Origin of the sequence: Bordetella sputigena (assembly GCF_965137885.1) — a bacterium.
In the GTDB taxonomy this organism is placed as follows: Bacteria; Pseudomonadota; Gammaproteobacteria; order Burkholderiales; family Burkholderiaceae_B; genus Bordetella_C; species Bordetella_C sputigena.
In genome coordinates this window covers 304,978-317,940 of record NZ_CBCSCA010000006.1, presented here as the reverse complement: position 1 = coordinate 317,940, position 12,963 = coordinate 304,978, and the positions used below count along the sequence as shown (strand labels likewise).

Sequence of the window (12,963 nt, the reverse complement as noted above, 5' to 3'; positions counted from 1 at the left end):
TCAGATCTGCAAGGCTTTCAAGGCCTGGAACAGCGCCCGGTAATGCTTGCGCTTGGGCTCCTGGCCCTGCGCCAGGGCGGCATTGGCGCGGGCTTCCTTGCGCGCTTCGCGTATCAGCGTGCGCAACTGCTGGACATCCACGCCGGGATTGCGCGACAGCAGGTCCGTCAGCGCGTCGTCGTCTTCCAGCAGGCGGTCGCGCAGGTTTTCCAGGCGATGCATCGCCGCCGTTTCCTCGCGCGAGCCGTTTTCCCAGGCGTCCAACTGGCGGCGGATGTCGTCCGCGGGCGCGTCCCGCATGAGCTTGCCGACGTAATGCGTCTGCCGCCGCAGCCCTTCGCGGCTGGTGGTGCGCTGCGCTTCCCGTATCGCGTCGTACAGGCGTTCGGCCAGGGGCAACTGGCGCAGGCGCTCCGGCGACAGGCCAATCAACTGCTTGCCCAGGTCGGTCAGGGCGAGCATCTCTCGCTTGACCTGGGACTTGCTGGGACGATCGTAGCCGTCGTCCTCGTCGTCGGACGTGGCGGCCAGCTCGGTTATTTCTGACATTATGGGCACAGCGGGTTTGCGGACTTGGCTATGATACCCGTCTCTCTCAAGCGAGTTTCAATGGTCAACAATTCCTCCTCCCTGCCAGTCGCCGAAAACCAGGCGCGCTTCAGCGAACTGGTGCAGAGCGTTCTGGCCCATGCGCGCAAGGTCGGCGCCAGCGACGCCGTCGCGGAAGTCTCCGAAAGCCTGGGGCTGTCGGTTTCGGTGCGCAAGAACGACATCGAAACCGTGGAGCAGACCCGCGACCGGTCGCTGGACGTCACCGTCTATGCGGGACAGCGGCGCGGATCGGCCTCCACGTCGGATTTCTCCGATGCCGCCTTGCGCGAAACCGTCGAGGCCGCCTGGCATATCGCCAGCCACACGGCCGAAGATCCCGCCGCCGGCCTGCCGGACGAGGCCATGCTGGCGCGCGATTATCCCGATCTGGCCCTGCACTATCCCTGGACCATAGGCACGGAAGAGGCCGCCGAGCTGGCTTTGCGCGCCGAACGCGCGGCGCGCGCCGTCGACCCCCGCATCACCAATACGGAAGGCGCGTCCATCGGCACTTTCGAAGGCCAGTTCGTCATGGGCAATACCCGTGGCTTCCTGGGCGGCTATCCGTATTCGCGCCACAGCCTGTCCGTGGCGCCCATCGCCGGCCGCGGCAACGGCATGCAGCGCGACTACTGGTACAGCAGCGAGCGCAACGCCGCCAATCTGGCCGATCCGGAAGCCGTCGGCCGCTATGCGGCCGAACGCGCCTTGTCGCGCCTGTCCGCCCGCCGCGTGCGCACCGGCAAGTTTCCCGTCCTGTTCGAAGCGCCGCTGGCGCTGGGCCTGCTGGGGGCGCTGACCCAGGCCGTGAACGGCGGTGCACTGTACCGCAAGGCCAGCTTCCTGGTCGACAGTCTTGGCCAGCAGATCTTCGCGGATCACATCGATATCGCCGAAGATCCGCATATCGTGGGCGCCATGGGCAGCTCGCCTTTCGATGACGAAGGCGTGGTCACGCGTGCCCGCGACGTCGTCACGGCCGGCGTGCTGCAAGGCTATTTCCTGTCCACCTATACCGCGCGCAAGCTGGGCATGCCGACCACCGGCAATGCCGGCGGCTCGCACAACCTGGCCCTGCGCTCCCGGCTGACCGCGCCGTCCGACGACCTGCCGGCCATGCTGAAAAAGATGGGCACGGGTTTTATGGTGACGGAGCTGATCGGCCAGGGGGTCAACTACGTCACCGGCGATTATTCGCGCGGGGCGTTCGGCTATTGGGTGGAAAACGGTGAAATCCAGCACGCGGTAGAGGAAGTCACCATCGCCGGCAATCTCAAGGACATGTTCCGGCAAATCGTCGCCGTCGGCGCCGATACGATCGCCCGCGGGACCAAATCGACTGGCTCGATCCTGATCGAACAGATGGCCATCGCCGGGGCGTGACGGGCGCGTTGCCCGGGGGGGCCGACCGGGACGATGCCGGTCAATGCTGCGGAAAGGCCGCGCTTTGGCTCCCGTTTTGGGCCCTTTTGCTGCGCGTAAGCGTTGCAACCCGCAACAACTCTGGCAATTCGAGTAATAATGGCGGACTTGCCCGCGCCGGCCACGGCGCGGGCCTGCTCATCCAGCGAGGCGCAGATCCTCGCGTAAATACATAACGCCCGTGAGAGAGGCTTTCCCATGAAGACGACATATTCCCTGTTGGCCGCCGTGGTGGCCAGCGCCATCGTGCCCGCCGCCCACGCGGCCGACATCAAGCTGGGCGTGGCCGAGGCCCTGTCCGGCGGCGCCGCGCAGTACGGCATCTCGATCCGCAACGGCTTCCAGCTGGCGGCGGACCAGATCAACGCCGCGGGCGGTATCAACGGCAACAAGATCTCCCTGGTTATCGAAGACGAGCAGGGCAAGAAAGAAGAAGCGATCAACGTCTTCAAGAAACTGATTTTCCAGGACAAGGTCCTGATGACCTTCGGCCCGACGCTGTCGAACTCCGCGCAGGCCGCCGACCCGATCGCCCAGGCCGCCAAGACCGTGGCCTTCGGCACGTCGAATACCGCCGATGGCATCACGTCCATCGGCAACTACATCTTCCGCAATTCGGTCACCGAAGCCGACGTGCTGCCCGCCACCCTGACCACCGTCAAGAACAAGGTCGGCCTGAAGAATGTCGCCGTGCTGTACGGCAATGACGACGTCTTCACCAAGAGCGGCTACGACAACTTCAAGAAGGCTCTCGAAGACCTGAAAATCCCGGTCACCACCACGGAAACATTCGCCAAGGGCGACGTCGACTTCAAGGCGCAGCTGACCAAGATCAAGGGCACCAACCCGGATGCCATCGTGCTGTCCGCGCTGCTGGCCGAAGGCGGTCCCATCATGGTGCAGGCCCGCCAACTGGGCCTGAACGTGCCGGTCATCGGCGGCAACGGCATGAACTCGGTCAAGATCTTCGAACTGGCGCCGGGCGCGTCGTCGAACAATCTGTGGATCGGCAGCCCCTGGTCCATCGAGAACAAGACGCCGGAAAACACCAAGTTCATCGACGCCTACAAGGCCAAGTACAACGTCGCGCCCGACCAGTTCTCGGCGCAGGCCTATGACGCCATGTACATCGTGGCCCAGGCGCTGAAGAAGGTGCAGTTGAAGGGCGACCTGGCCGCCGACCGCGCCGCCGTGCGCGACGCGCTGCCGGACGTGACGTGGACCGGCGCCACCGGCGCCTTCAAGTTCCGCCAGGCCAAGGACCGTGCCGGCAAGCCGGCTGGCTATGACGCCGAACAGGCGCCCATCGTCAGCAAGACGGAAAACGGCAAGTACGTCATCGAGAAGTAAATCCTGTACGCGAGCGCGGCCTGACGGCCGCCTCCGACGCCTTGCGGGCTGCGCCGGCCGCGGTCCGCAAGGCGTTTTCGATTCGGAAGTCCCGGTATGTTGGAACAACAATTCGTCAATGCCCTGTCGCTGGGCTGCGTGTACGCCCTGTTCGCGCTGGGCTTCACGCTGGTCTTCGGCGTGCTCGGCATTATCAATCTGTCGCATGGCGCGGTATTCATGGTGGGCGCTTATGCGGCCCTGTCCATCATTACCAAGCTGGGCATTCCGCTGTGGATTTCCCTGATCCTGACTTTCATCGTCGCGGGAGTGCTGGGGGCGTTGATCGACTGGCTGGTGCTGAAACCCCTGCGTCGGCGCAACGCGCCGCACCTGATCCCGATGATCGCCACGATAGGCGTGGGCATCGTCCTGAATAACGGTATCCAGGGCATCTACGGCGCCAACAACCTGCGCTTTCCGCCGGGCGTGGTGCCCGACGACACGTTGGTCATCGCCGGTATCCACGTCACGGCCATCGAGCTTGCCATCATCTTCCTGTCCTTCGCGCTGATGGCGGTGCTGATGGTGGTCATGCGGCGCACGCAGTTCGGTCGCGCGCTGCGCGCCATCGCCGAATCGCCCAAGGCCGCCTGGCTGCTGGGCATCAATGTCGAACAGCTGTTCCTGCTGACCTCGTTCCTGGCCGGCGGGCTGGGCGGCGTCGCGGGCCTGCTGATCGGGCTGTATTCCAATGCGCTCTATCCGCTGATGGGGCAGCCGATGCTGCACAAGGGCATTGCCGTGATCATTCTGGGCGGCATGGGCGACATCCGCGGCGCCATGCTGGGCGGCCTGTTCCTGGGCTTCGCCGAAGTGCTGTCGGTGGCCTACATCGGCTCCACCATGCGCGACGCCGTGGCGTTCGGCCTGCTATTCCTGATTCTGCTGGTGCGCCCCCAGGGCCTGTTCGGCAAAGTGGTGCAACGCAAGGCCTGATTGATCATGACTGCATTCGATAGTTTCTGGGCCATCTATGGCAATGTGGTGCTGACGCTGGGCACCAACGCGCTGCTGGCATTGTCGATATGGCTGACGCTTGCCTGCGGCATGCTGGCCATGGCGAACGCCGCTTTCATGGGGATAGGCGCCTACACGGCCGCCATCCTGACGATGAATTACGACGCGCCGTTTTCGGTGGCCCTGGCCGGCGGCATGGCGGCCCCGGCGCTGGTGGCCGCCATCATCGGCCTGCCGACCATCCGGCTGTCCGGCGTTTACCTGGCCATGGCCACCCTGGGCTTCGGCGAAGTGGTGCGCGTGACGGTGCTGAACACGGAATCGCTGACCGGCGGTGCGCTGGGCTTGAACGGCATTCCGCAAGTGACCCAATGGTGGCACGTCGCGCTGGCGGTGGTGATCGTGCTGTTCCTGCTGTGGCGCGTGCGCGTGTCCAAGCTGGGGCGGGCCTTCGACGCGATACGGGGCGACGAGACCGCGGCCGGCCTCATGGGCATCAACGTGCGCGCCAATAAGATGCTGGCCTTCATCATCGGCGGCGCCATCGCCGGCCTGGCCGGCGCGCTGAACGCGCACCTGACTTTCTTCATCGGCCCGAACGAATACGGTTTCGACCGGGGCGTGGAAATCCTGACGATGGCGATTCTGGGCGGCATCGGCGGCCTGCCGGGGCCGATCCTGGGGAGCGCCATCATTACCCTGCTGCCCGAAGTACTGCGCGGCTTCAGCGATTTCCGCCTGGTCGCCAATGGATTGATTCTTGTGCTGATCGTGTTATTCCTGCCGCAAGGCATCTGGGATCCCGCGCGTTTCGCGCGCTGGATGCGCAAGGGGGGACGGCGCCATGCTTGAACTGTCCTCCATCTCCATGCGGTTCGGCGGCCTGCACGTACTGCAGGACGTCAATCTGCAGGTGCCCGAAGGCGCCATCTTCGGCCTGATCGGCCCGAATGGCGCCGGCAAGACCACGGTTTTCAACATCATCACCGGCCTGCTGCGTCCCAGCGGCGGTCAGGTGCGCTTCGCCGGCCAGAGCCTGGTGGGCGCGGCGCCGCACCAGATCACGCGCGCCGGCATCGCGCGGACTTTCCAGAACATCCGCCTGTTCAAGGAGATGACGCTGCTGGAAAACGTCGTCGTCGGCGCCTACCGCCATATGCACTACGGCGTGGCCGGCATGCTGTTCAGCCTGCCCGGCTTCCGGCGCCAAGAGGCCAGGGCGCGTGAGCGCGCCTTGGAACTGCTGTCGTGGATGCGCCTGGATCACAAGGCGAACGACCTGGCGGACAACCTTTCCTATGGCGAGCAGCGCCGCCTGGAGCTGGCGCGCGCGCTGGCCACGGAGCCGCGCCTGCTGCTGCTGGACGAACCGGTGGCCGGCATGAATACCGGCGAGCGGGCCGAACTGATGCGCGAAATCGAAGCCATCCGCGCGCGCGGCTACACGATCCTGATGATCGAGCACGACATGCGCTTCGTCATGGGCTTGTGCGAAACCATCGCCGTGCTGAACTTCGGCAAGATCATCACCAGTGGCCCGCCGGAGGCCATCCGTACCAATGAGCAGGTCATCGAGGCCTATCTGGGCCGCGATGACGACGATGACGCCGCGGGGGAGGTGCGCGCATGACCGCCATGCTGGAAATCCGTGGCCTGGAAGTGAACTACGGGCATATCGAGGCGGTGCGCGGCGTCGACATGAGCTTGCAGGCGGGCGAAATCACCGCCCTGGTCGGCGCCAACGGCGCCGGCAAATCGACCACGCTGCTGGCCTTGTCGGGCCTGCTGCCCAAGGCCAGGGGCTCGGTGCTGTTCGAAGGCGAGGACATCAGCCGCCTGGCCCCGCATCAGATCGTGGCCCGCGGCATTGTGCAGGTCCCTGAAGGGCGGGCCATCCTGACCACCATGACGGTGCGCGAGAACCTGGAACTAGGGGCATATCGGCGCGGCCGCGCCGATACCGGCGCCGACCTGGACTACGTGTTCACGCTGTTTCCGCGCCTGAAGGAGCGCCTGGACGGTATCGCCGGCAACCTGTCGGGCGGCGAGCAGCAGATGCTGGCCATCGGCCGAGCCTTGATGGCCAAGCCGCGCCTGCTGCTGCTGGACGAGCCGTCGATGGGCCTGGCGCCCATCGTCGTGCAGGAAATCTTCCGTGCCCTGCGGGCGATCAATGCGGACGGCCTGACGCTGTTCCTGGTAGAGCAGAACGTGCGGCAGGCGCTGAAAATCGCCGGCCACGGGTACGTGCTGGAAAACGGCGCCCTGGCGCTATCGGGCACCGGCCGGGAGCTGCTGGGGCATCCGCGCGTGCTGGAAGCGTACCTGGGCGCTTGACCGCCGCACCGCCCGGTGACGGGCCGGTGCAACACCGCCAGGCCGCAACGCTCATATTTTGAGCGTTTTCATGCTATGATCGACGACTTTCCCTTTCTCCGACCAAGCACGGGCGGCTGATAACGCTTAGGCAGGGCAGGTTAGCAAGGGAAAAACGCACCAGCCGATTTCCGGCGGCGCGAACCAAATTTAGTTCAGGAACCAATCATGAAGACCTTTGTGGCAAAGCCGCATGAAGTCAAGCGTGAGTGGTTTGTGATCGACGCGAAGGGCAAGGTCCTCGGTCGTGTGGCCAGCGAAGTCGCACACCGTCTGCGTGGTAAGCACAAACCCGAATTCACGCCTCACGTAGATACTGGCGACTACATCGTCATCATCAACGCGGCGGACATCGTCGTCACCGGGAACAAGGCGCAAGACAAGAAGTACTTCCGCCACACCACCTACCCGGGCGGCATTCGCGAGACCAACTTCGAGAAGCTGCAGCAGCGCTTCCCCGGCCGTGCCATCCAGAAGGCGGTCAAGGGCATGCTGCCGAAGGGTCCCCTCGGCTATGCCATGATCAAGAAACTGAAGGTGTACGCCGGTGCCGAGCATCCGCACACCGCCCAGCAGCCCAAGCCGCTGGAAATCTAAGGAATCGCCATGATCGGTAACTGGAATTACGGAACCGGCCGCCGCAAGACGTCGGTGGCACGCGTGTTCCTCAAGAAAGGCACGGGCAAGATCGTCGTCAACGGCAAACCCGTCGACGAGTTCTTCGCGCGCGAAACCGGCCGCATGGTCGTTCGCCAGCCGCTGGAACTGACCGGCCATCTGGAATCGTTCGACGTCAAGGTCAACGTCCATGGCGGCGGTGAATCCGGCCAGGCCGGCGCGGTCCGTCACGGCATCACGCGCGCCCTGATCGATTACGACGCCACGCTCAAGCCCGCCCTGTCGCAGGCTGGCCTGGTGACGCGAGATGCGCGAGAAGTCGAACGTAAGAAGGTCGGCCTCCGCAAGGCACGTCGGCGCAAGCAGTTCAGCAAGCGCTAATGTCCAGCAAAAAGGCCGCGAAAGCGGCCTTTTTGTTTATGTCCGGGAAGTCGTTCCCGAGCGTGTCCCCGAAGTTGTCTCTGAAGTCATCCACGTGAAATTCGGGCCCGCCAGCGTATCGGTTTGGTCCATGGGGCCGCCCCGCGCGGCGATACAATCAATCGTCTTTGGAACCAGCAGGAACCAGCAATCATGGCACAAGCATCCAACGCACGCGTCAAGGTCGGCATCGTAGGCGGGACCGGGTACACCGGCGTCGAATTGCTGCGCCTGTTGTCCCAGCACCCCAATGCCGAACTCACCGCCATCACTTCCCGCAAGGAAGACGGCATGCCCGTGGCGGACATGTTCCCCAATCTGCGCGGCCGCGTGAAGCTGGCGTTCTCGACGCCCGACAAAGCGCCGCTGACGGACTGCGACGTCGTGTTTTTCGCCACTCCCCACGGCGTGGCCATGTCGCAGGCGCAGGCGCTGCTGGAAGCCGGCACCCGCATCATCGACCTGGCGGCGGACTTCCGCCTGCAGGACACCGCGGTATTCGAGAAGTGGTACAAGATGCCGCACGCCTGCCCGTCCATCCTCGAGGAATCGGTCTACGGTATCCCCGAACTGAACCGCGACCGTGTGGCCAAGGCGCGCGTGGTCGGCAACCCCGGCTGCTATCCGACGACGGTGGCGCTGGGCCTGGCTCCGTTGCTGGAAAAGGGCGCTCGCCTGGTCGATACGCAGACCCTGATCGCCGACTGCAAGTCCGGCGTCTCCGGCGCCGGCCGCAAGGCCGAGGTCGGCCTGCTGTTTTCCGAAGCCAGCGACAATTTCAAGGCCTACGGCGTGGCGGGGCACCGCCATCATCCGGAAATCACGGAGCAGCTGGAGCGCATGGCAGGCGGCAAGGTCGGCCTGACCTTCGTGCCGCACCTGGTGCCCATGATCCGCGGCATGTATTCGACCATCTATGCCCGCATCCTGCCGGAAGCGCGCGGCACGGATTTCCAGGCCTTGTACGAGAAGCGCTACGAAGGCGAAGCTTTCGTGGACGTCATGCCCGCCGGCAGCTTGCCCGAAACGCGCTCCGTGCGCGCGTCGAACGACCTGCGCATCGCCTTGCATCGTCCGGAAGGCGCCGATCTGCTGATCGTGCTGGTCGTCCAGGACAACCTGGTGAAGGGCGCGGCCGGTCAGGCGGTACAGAACATGAACGTTATGTTCGGCCTGCCGGAAGGCACCGGGCTGGGTCATGTGGCGGTCCTTCCCTGACGGTGGTCGCGCGGCGCGTGCAGGCCCGACCGTAGCCGGAACGGCATATGGCGCGCTCACGTTTGGGGATGGTGGCCGGGGTGCTGGCCATCCTGGTGGTCGTCGGGGGTCTGGCTGCCGGGGTTACGCTGCTCTGGCCGGCCGTCAGCGACCGCGCGGCGGCTCAGGCCCAGATCGCTGCCTTGCGAGCGCAACTCGCCGCTGAACAGGCGCAGGTCCAGGCCCTGGGCGGCCAGTTGGCCGCCTCCGATGCCGACCTGGCCGTGGAGCGGGCAGCCCGCCGCGCCCTGGAAGACAGCCTGGCAGCGTTGCAGGTCCAGGCCGGCCAGTTGCGGGATCGGCTGGCCTTTTACGACCAGCTCTTGCCGGCAGGCCCCGCCGGCACCCTGTCCATACGGGCGGTCGAGATTACCCGGATCCCCGCCGGCCTGCGCTACCGGGTGCTGCTGATGCGCAGCGCACGTCCGGGCCTGGCCCCTTTTGTAGGCAGCTTGCGCTTCGTCGCCCTTGGCACCCGGGATGGCGCCGAAGTGCGATTGCCCTTGGCGCCCTTGCAGTCAGAACCGGGGGCGGATGCGGGAACCCTGGTGCCGCTGGAGGTCGACCAGTACCGCAGCAGTGAAGGGATCCTGGCGCTGCCGCCCGATTTCACCCCGGCGGAGGTCGCCGTCGAAGTGGTCCGTGACGGTATCGTGCAAGCCTCGCAGCAGGCGGCCGTCGCATTTTGATTCAGCGGGTCGCTGCGCTATAGTAAGACCATATCGGGGCGCGAAATATCAAGCAAAGCCCCTCTTTCGAAGCGAATACACCAGGCCCCGTTGGGCCACGCCCCAAAAGGGCAGGAGTCTCAAATGAACGCAGTAACCGAAACCGTCGACCTGCAGTCGGCGCCTCCGACGCCGCTGATCTTTACCGATTCCGCGGCCGCCAAGGTAAAGGATCTTCTGACCGAGGAAGGCAACCCTGAGCTGAAGCTGCGCGTTTTCGTGCAAGGCGGCGGATGCTCCGGTTTCCAATACGGCTTCACCTTCGACGAAGTCGTCAACGAAGACGACACGGTCCTGGACAAGGAAGGCGTGCAACTGCTCGTGGACCCCATGAGCTTCCAGTACCTGGTCGGCGCGGAAATCGACTACAAGGAAGATCTGGAAGGCGCGCAATTCGTCATCCGCAACCCCAACGCCACGACCACCTGCGGCTGCGGCTCGTCGTTCTCGGTGTAAATCGTCGGTGTGGGGCAGGGCGCACGTAGCGCCCGCCCGCATCGGAAACGCATGCCGCGGGATACGCTCAGGCGCGGCGACGCAGCCGCACCCAGGCGTTCGTCCTTGAGCTGCCTGCCTCTCAGGCGGGATACAGGGCGCCCAATACCCTGGGGCCGCGCGCTCCGGTCACATCCGGCAGGCCGGCTGCAATGCGGTGCACGTGCGCATGGGCCAGCCAGGCGAAAGCCAGTGCCTCCATTGATTGCGCCGGAACGCCGTGTGTATCCGTGGCGGCCACGGGCCGGCCCAGGCACTCCGCCAGGTCGCGCATCAGCCCGCTGTTACGCGCACCGCCCCCGCATACCAATATCTCGCTCGTCTCCGGCGCTTCCCGTTCGATGGCCTGCGCCACCGTGCGCGCCGTAAAGCGCTGCAGGGTCGCTTGGATATCCTGCGGCGTCAGGCGGCGGCAATAGCCGTCCCAGGCGTTCAGCCGGGTGTCGAGCCATGCCGCATTGAACAGGTCCCGGCCGGTGGATTTCGGCGGCCGCTTGACCAGCCAGGGTTCACTCGCCAGCAGGTATTCCAGGATATTGGCGTCGACGCGGCCGGCCGCCGCGAAGGCGCCGTCGTCGTCGTAGTTCTGTCCCGTATGGCGGCGGCACCACTCGTCCAGCAGCATATTGGCCGGGCCGGTATCGAAGCCAGTCACCGGCCGTCCCGGCGCCAGCAGGGTGACATTGGCGATACCGCCCAGATTCAGCACGGCGCGCGGCACGTCGGCGGCAAAAATCGCCGCATGGAAGGCCGGCACCAAGGGCGCGCCCTGGCCGCCCGCGGCGACGTCGCGCGTACGGAAATCCGCGACGACGGCGATGCCGGTACGCTCCGCCAGCAAGGCGGGTGCGTTCAATTGGATGGTGTAGCCCAGTTCGGGACGATGCCGCACGGTTTGTCCATGGGCGCCGATGGCCGTAATGTCGGCCGGCGCGTGCCCCGTCGCCGCCAGCAAGCGCCGCGCGGTTTCGGCATAGCATTCGGCAAGAGCCAGCGATGCGCGGGCCGAACGCTCCAGTTCATCGCTGCCCGGGGCATTCAGGGACAGCAGCGTGTCGCGCAGATCGTCCGGCATGGGGAGGCTGGCCTCCGCCAGGACGAGCGGCCGGCCATGTGGGGCGATCCGGGCCAGCACCCCGTCGACGCCGTCCGTACTGGTGCCCGACATCAGCCCGATGTACAGATCGCCCGTCGTGGTCATGGTGGGCTCGGGCGGACGCCGCGTCAGTTGCCGGCCGCGCTGGCCAGCGTCGTGCCGGGCATGGACTGCTGGAACTGCGCCAGCATATTCAGCTGCTGCTTGTAGACGCCGGTCTCCTTGGCGAACGCGACCTTGTCCTTGCCTTCCAGCGCCTGGGCGACCGGCAGATCCACCGACAGCGGATCGACCGGCTTGTCGCCGATGCGGAACTCGTAATGCAGATGCGGGCCGGTGGCCCAGCCGGTCGAGCCGACGTAGCCGATGACTTCGCCCTGCGTCACGCGCACACCCTTGCGGATGCCCGGCGCGATCCGGCTCTGGTGCGCGTACAGCGTGGAGAACTTGCTGTCGTGCTTGATGATGACCACGTTGCCGTAGCCGTTCTGCACGCCGGCGTATTCGACTTCGCCATCCGAGGTGCTATGAATGGGCGTGCCCGTGGGCGCCGCGTAATCCACACCCTTGTGGCCCGTCCACGTTTTGTGGATGGGATGCATGCGCATCCCGAAGGTCGAGCTGATGCGGCTGAACTTCAGCGCGGTGCGCAGGAAGGCGCCGCGCAGGCTCATGCCGTCGAAATCGTAGTAAGACCCCGTCGTGCCGCCGGGCGGCGTGAACCACACCGCGGAGTACATCTTGCCCTGGTTCTGGAATTCCAGCGCCAGCACGCGGCCCGCGCCGGCATAGCGGCCGTCGTGCGAACGGGTTTCGTACACCACGCGGAACTGGTCGCCCTGGCGTAGATTGCGCAGGAAGTCGATCTTGGCGCTCAGAATGTCCGCCATCTGCAGCGTCACCGAGTCCGGGATGCCCGCCGCGTCGGTCGCCGCGAACAGGGACGATTCAATCGTTCCCATGGCGACGCGCACCTGGCGGTCCGTATCCTCGGTCATTTCCTGGGCGACGTAGCTGTCGCCCTTGGGTTCCACTTCCAGGAAACGCGTTACGACCTGGCCGTCGGAATCGTTGCCCGGCGTGTGGATATAGCGCAGCCAGACCAGCTTGCCGTCGGCGTCGGTCGCCGCCTGTACCGACCGGCCCGGATACAGCTTGTAGATGCTGCGCGCGCTGGGATCGTGCGTCAGGAAGACCTGCAGCGCATCGTTGTCCAGGTGCAGGCGTTGCAGCACCGCCGCCAGGGTGTCGCCGCGGCGGATGCGCGTTTCATTGATATAGGGTGCCGGCGAGGCATCGCTGACGCGGTACTCGTCCGGCGACAGTGCCATGACTTTTTCGATGGTGCGCGTCGGCGGCAAGTCCGCGGCATCGGGATGCTGGACCATGCCGACCGCGGCGGCGGCGGCAAACAAACCCAGCGCGGTCGCGAGAATGGCCGCGCGGACGATGCGGGGACGGCGGGAAGGGGGGGCGTAGCTGGGCAGGGTGGGAAGCGTCGACGCGGACGGGCGGCCGCTCCCGGTTTCGTTGGGCCCTGTGATCATCTTCAGAAAAACCCTGGGGGCCACGATGCCCCGTGTGACAGTTGCGTATGATTAGGGCGGTATC

The 12,963-nt window shown here is 65.5% G+C and carries 14 protein-coding genes; 11 read left to right on the top strand and 3 right to left on the bottom strand.

Going from position 1 to position 12,963, the window contains the following annotated elements; all coding sequences use genetic code 11:
- Positions 1-549, bottom strand: a complete 549-nt coding sequence (gene yjgA, locus ACNA0R_RS14355; protein ID WP_415826683.1) for a ribosome biogenesis factor YjgA — start codon at positions 547-549, stop codon at positions 1-3.
- A 60-nt stretch (positions 550-609) separates the two neighbouring features.
- Between yjgA and pmbA the strand changes: the two genes are divergently transcribed.
- The 11 genes from pmbA (at position 610) to erpA (ending at position 10,217) form a co-directional block, all read left to right on the top strand.
- On the top strand, positions 610-1,974 hold the full coding sequence (gene pmbA / locus ACNA0R_RS14350; RefSeq protein ID WP_415826682.1) for a metalloprotease PmbA: 1,365 nt from the start codon (positions 610-612) through the stop codon (positions 1,972-1,974).
- A gap of 237 nt (positions 1,975-2,211) precedes the next feature.
- Positions 2,212-3,363: an ABC transporter substrate-binding protein gene (locus tag ACNA0R_RS14345; RefSeq protein WP_415826681.1), complete on the top strand. Its 1,152-nt coding sequence runs from the start codon at positions 2,212-2,214 to the stop codon at positions 3,361-3,363.
- 96 nt (positions 3,364-3,459) lie between these two features.
- Positions 3,460-4,341 carry a branched-chain amino acid ABC transporter permease gene (locus ACNA0R_RS14340; RefSeq protein ID WP_415826680.1) on the top strand — a complete coding sequence of 294 codons (882 nt, stop codon included), beginning with the start codon at positions 3,460-3,462 and terminating at the stop codon, positions 4,339-4,341.
- A gap of 6 nt (positions 4,342-4,347) precedes the next feature.
- Positions 4,348-5,214, top strand: coding sequence for a branched-chain amino acid ABC transporter permease (locus ACNA0R_RS14335; RefSeq protein ID WP_415826679.1), 867 nt, complete (start codon positions 4,348-4,350; stop codon positions 5,212-5,214).
- Complete coding sequence (locus tag ACNA0R_RS14330; RefSeq protein WP_415826678.1) at positions 5,207-5,992, top strand: ABC transporter ATP-binding protein; 786 nt, start codon at positions 5,207-5,209, stop codon at positions 5,990-5,992. The genes ACNA0R_RS14335 and ACNA0R_RS14330 overlap by 8 nt, the downstream gene beginning before the upstream one ends.
- Positions 5,989-6,699, top strand: a complete 711-nt coding sequence (locus tag ACNA0R_RS14325) for an ABC transporter ATP-binding protein (RefSeq protein WP_415826677.1) — start codon at positions 5,989-5,991, stop codon at positions 6,697-6,699. Before ACNA0R_RS14330 ends, ACNA0R_RS14325 begins: the two co-directional genes overlap by 4 nt.
- Positions 6,700-6,906: 207 nt before the next feature.
- Positions 6,907-7,335 (top strand): 50S ribosomal protein L13, encoded by a 429-nt coding sequence (gene rplM / locus ACNA0R_RS14320; RefSeq protein WP_086067027.1) that lies wholly within the window; start codon positions 6,907-6,909, stop codon positions 7,333-7,335.
- 9 nt (positions 7,336-7,344) lie between these two features.
- Positions 7,345-7,737, top strand: coding sequence for a 30S ribosomal protein S9 (rpsI, locus tag ACNA0R_RS14315; RefSeq protein ID WP_066355857.1), 393 nt, complete (start codon positions 7,345-7,347; stop codon positions 7,735-7,737).
- Between the two features lie 192 nt (positions 7,738-7,929).
- Positions 7,930-8,994, top strand: a complete 1,065-nt coding sequence (gene argC, locus ACNA0R_RS14310; RefSeq protein ID WP_415826676.1) for an N-acetyl-gamma-glutamyl-phosphate reductase — start codon at positions 7,930-7,932, stop codon at positions 8,992-8,994.
- Between the two features lie 47 nt (positions 8,995-9,041).
- Positions 9,042-9,722 carry a DUF6776 family protein gene (locus ACNA0R_RS14305; protein ID WP_415826675.1) on the top strand — a complete coding sequence of 227 codons (681 nt, stop codon included), beginning with the start codon at positions 9,042-9,044 and terminating at the stop codon, positions 9,720-9,722.
- A gap of 123 nt (positions 9,723-9,845) precedes the next feature.
- Positions 9,846-10,217 carry an iron-sulfur cluster insertion protein ErpA gene (erpA, locus tag ACNA0R_RS14300; protein WP_415826674.1) on the top strand — a complete coding sequence of 124 codons (372 nt, stop codon included), beginning with the start codon at positions 9,846-9,848 and terminating at the stop codon, positions 10,215-10,217.
- A gap of 121 nt (positions 10,218-10,338) precedes the next feature.
- On the opposite strand, the gene ACNA0R_RS14295 is transcribed toward erpA, so the two are convergent.
- A complete protein-coding gene (locus ACNA0R_RS14295) occupies positions 10,339-11,457 on the bottom strand; it encodes an anhydro-N-acetylmuramic acid kinase (protein WP_415826673.1) in 1,119 nt (372 codons plus the stop codon).
- A gap of 23 nt (positions 11,458-11,480) precedes the next feature.
- Complete coding sequence (locus ACNA0R_RS14290; RefSeq protein ID WP_415826672.1) at positions 11,481-12,899, bottom strand: M23 family metallopeptidase; 1,419 nt, start codon at positions 12,897-12,899, stop codon at positions 11,481-11,483.
- Positions 12,900-12,963 lie beyond the last annotated feature (64 nt).

Coding starts and splice junctions, on each gene's coding strand:
- yjgA (WP_415826683.1), bottom strand. CDS start 549: ATGTCAGAAATAACCGAGCTGGCCGCCACGTCCGACGACGAGGACGAC.
- pmbA (WP_415826682.1), top strand. CDS start 610: ATGGTCAACAATTCCTCCTCCCTGCCAGTCGCCGAAAACCAGGCGCGC.
- ACNA0R_RS14345 (WP_415826681.1), top strand. CDS start 2,212: ATGAAGACGACATATTCCCTGTTGGCCGCCGTGGTGGCCAGCGCCATC.
- ACNA0R_RS14340 (WP_415826680.1), top strand. CDS start 3,460: ATGTTGGAACAACAATTCGTCAATGCCCTGTCGCTGGGCTGCGTGTAC.
- ACNA0R_RS14335 (WP_415826679.1), top strand. CDS start 4,348: ATGACTGCATTCGATAGTTTCTGGGCCATCTATGGCAATGTGGTGCTG.
- ACNA0R_RS14330 (WP_415826678.1), top strand. CDS start 5,207: ATGCTTGAACTGTCCTCCATCTCCATGCGGTTCGGCGGCCTGCACGTA.
- ACNA0R_RS14325 (WP_415826677.1), top strand. CDS start 5,989: ATGACCGCCATGCTGGAAATCCGTGGCCTGGAAGTGAACTACGGGCAT.
- rplM (WP_086067027.1), top strand. CDS start 6,907: ATGAAGACCTTTGTGGCAAAGCCGCATGAAGTCAAGCGTGAGTGGTTT.
- rpsI (WP_066355857.1), top strand. CDS start 7,345: ATGATCGGTAACTGGAATTACGGAACCGGCCGCCGCAAGACGTCGGTG.
- argC (WP_415826676.1), top strand. CDS start 7,930: ATGGCACAAGCATCCAACGCACGCGTCAAGGTCGGCATCGTAGGCGGG.
- ACNA0R_RS14305 (WP_415826675.1), top strand. CDS start 9,042: ATGGCGCGCTCACGTTTGGGGATGGTGGCCGGGGTGCTGGCCATCCTG.
- erpA (WP_415826674.1), top strand. CDS start 9,846: ATGAACGCAGTAACCGAAACCGTCGACCTGCAGTCGGCGCCTCCGACG.
- ACNA0R_RS14295 (WP_415826673.1), bottom strand. CDS start 11,457: ATGACCACGACGGGCGATCTGTACATCGGGCTGATGTCGGGCACCAGT.
- ACNA0R_RS14290 (WP_415826672.1), bottom strand. CDS start 12,899: ATGATCACAGGGCCCAACGAAACCGGGAGCGGCCGCCCGTCCGCGTCG.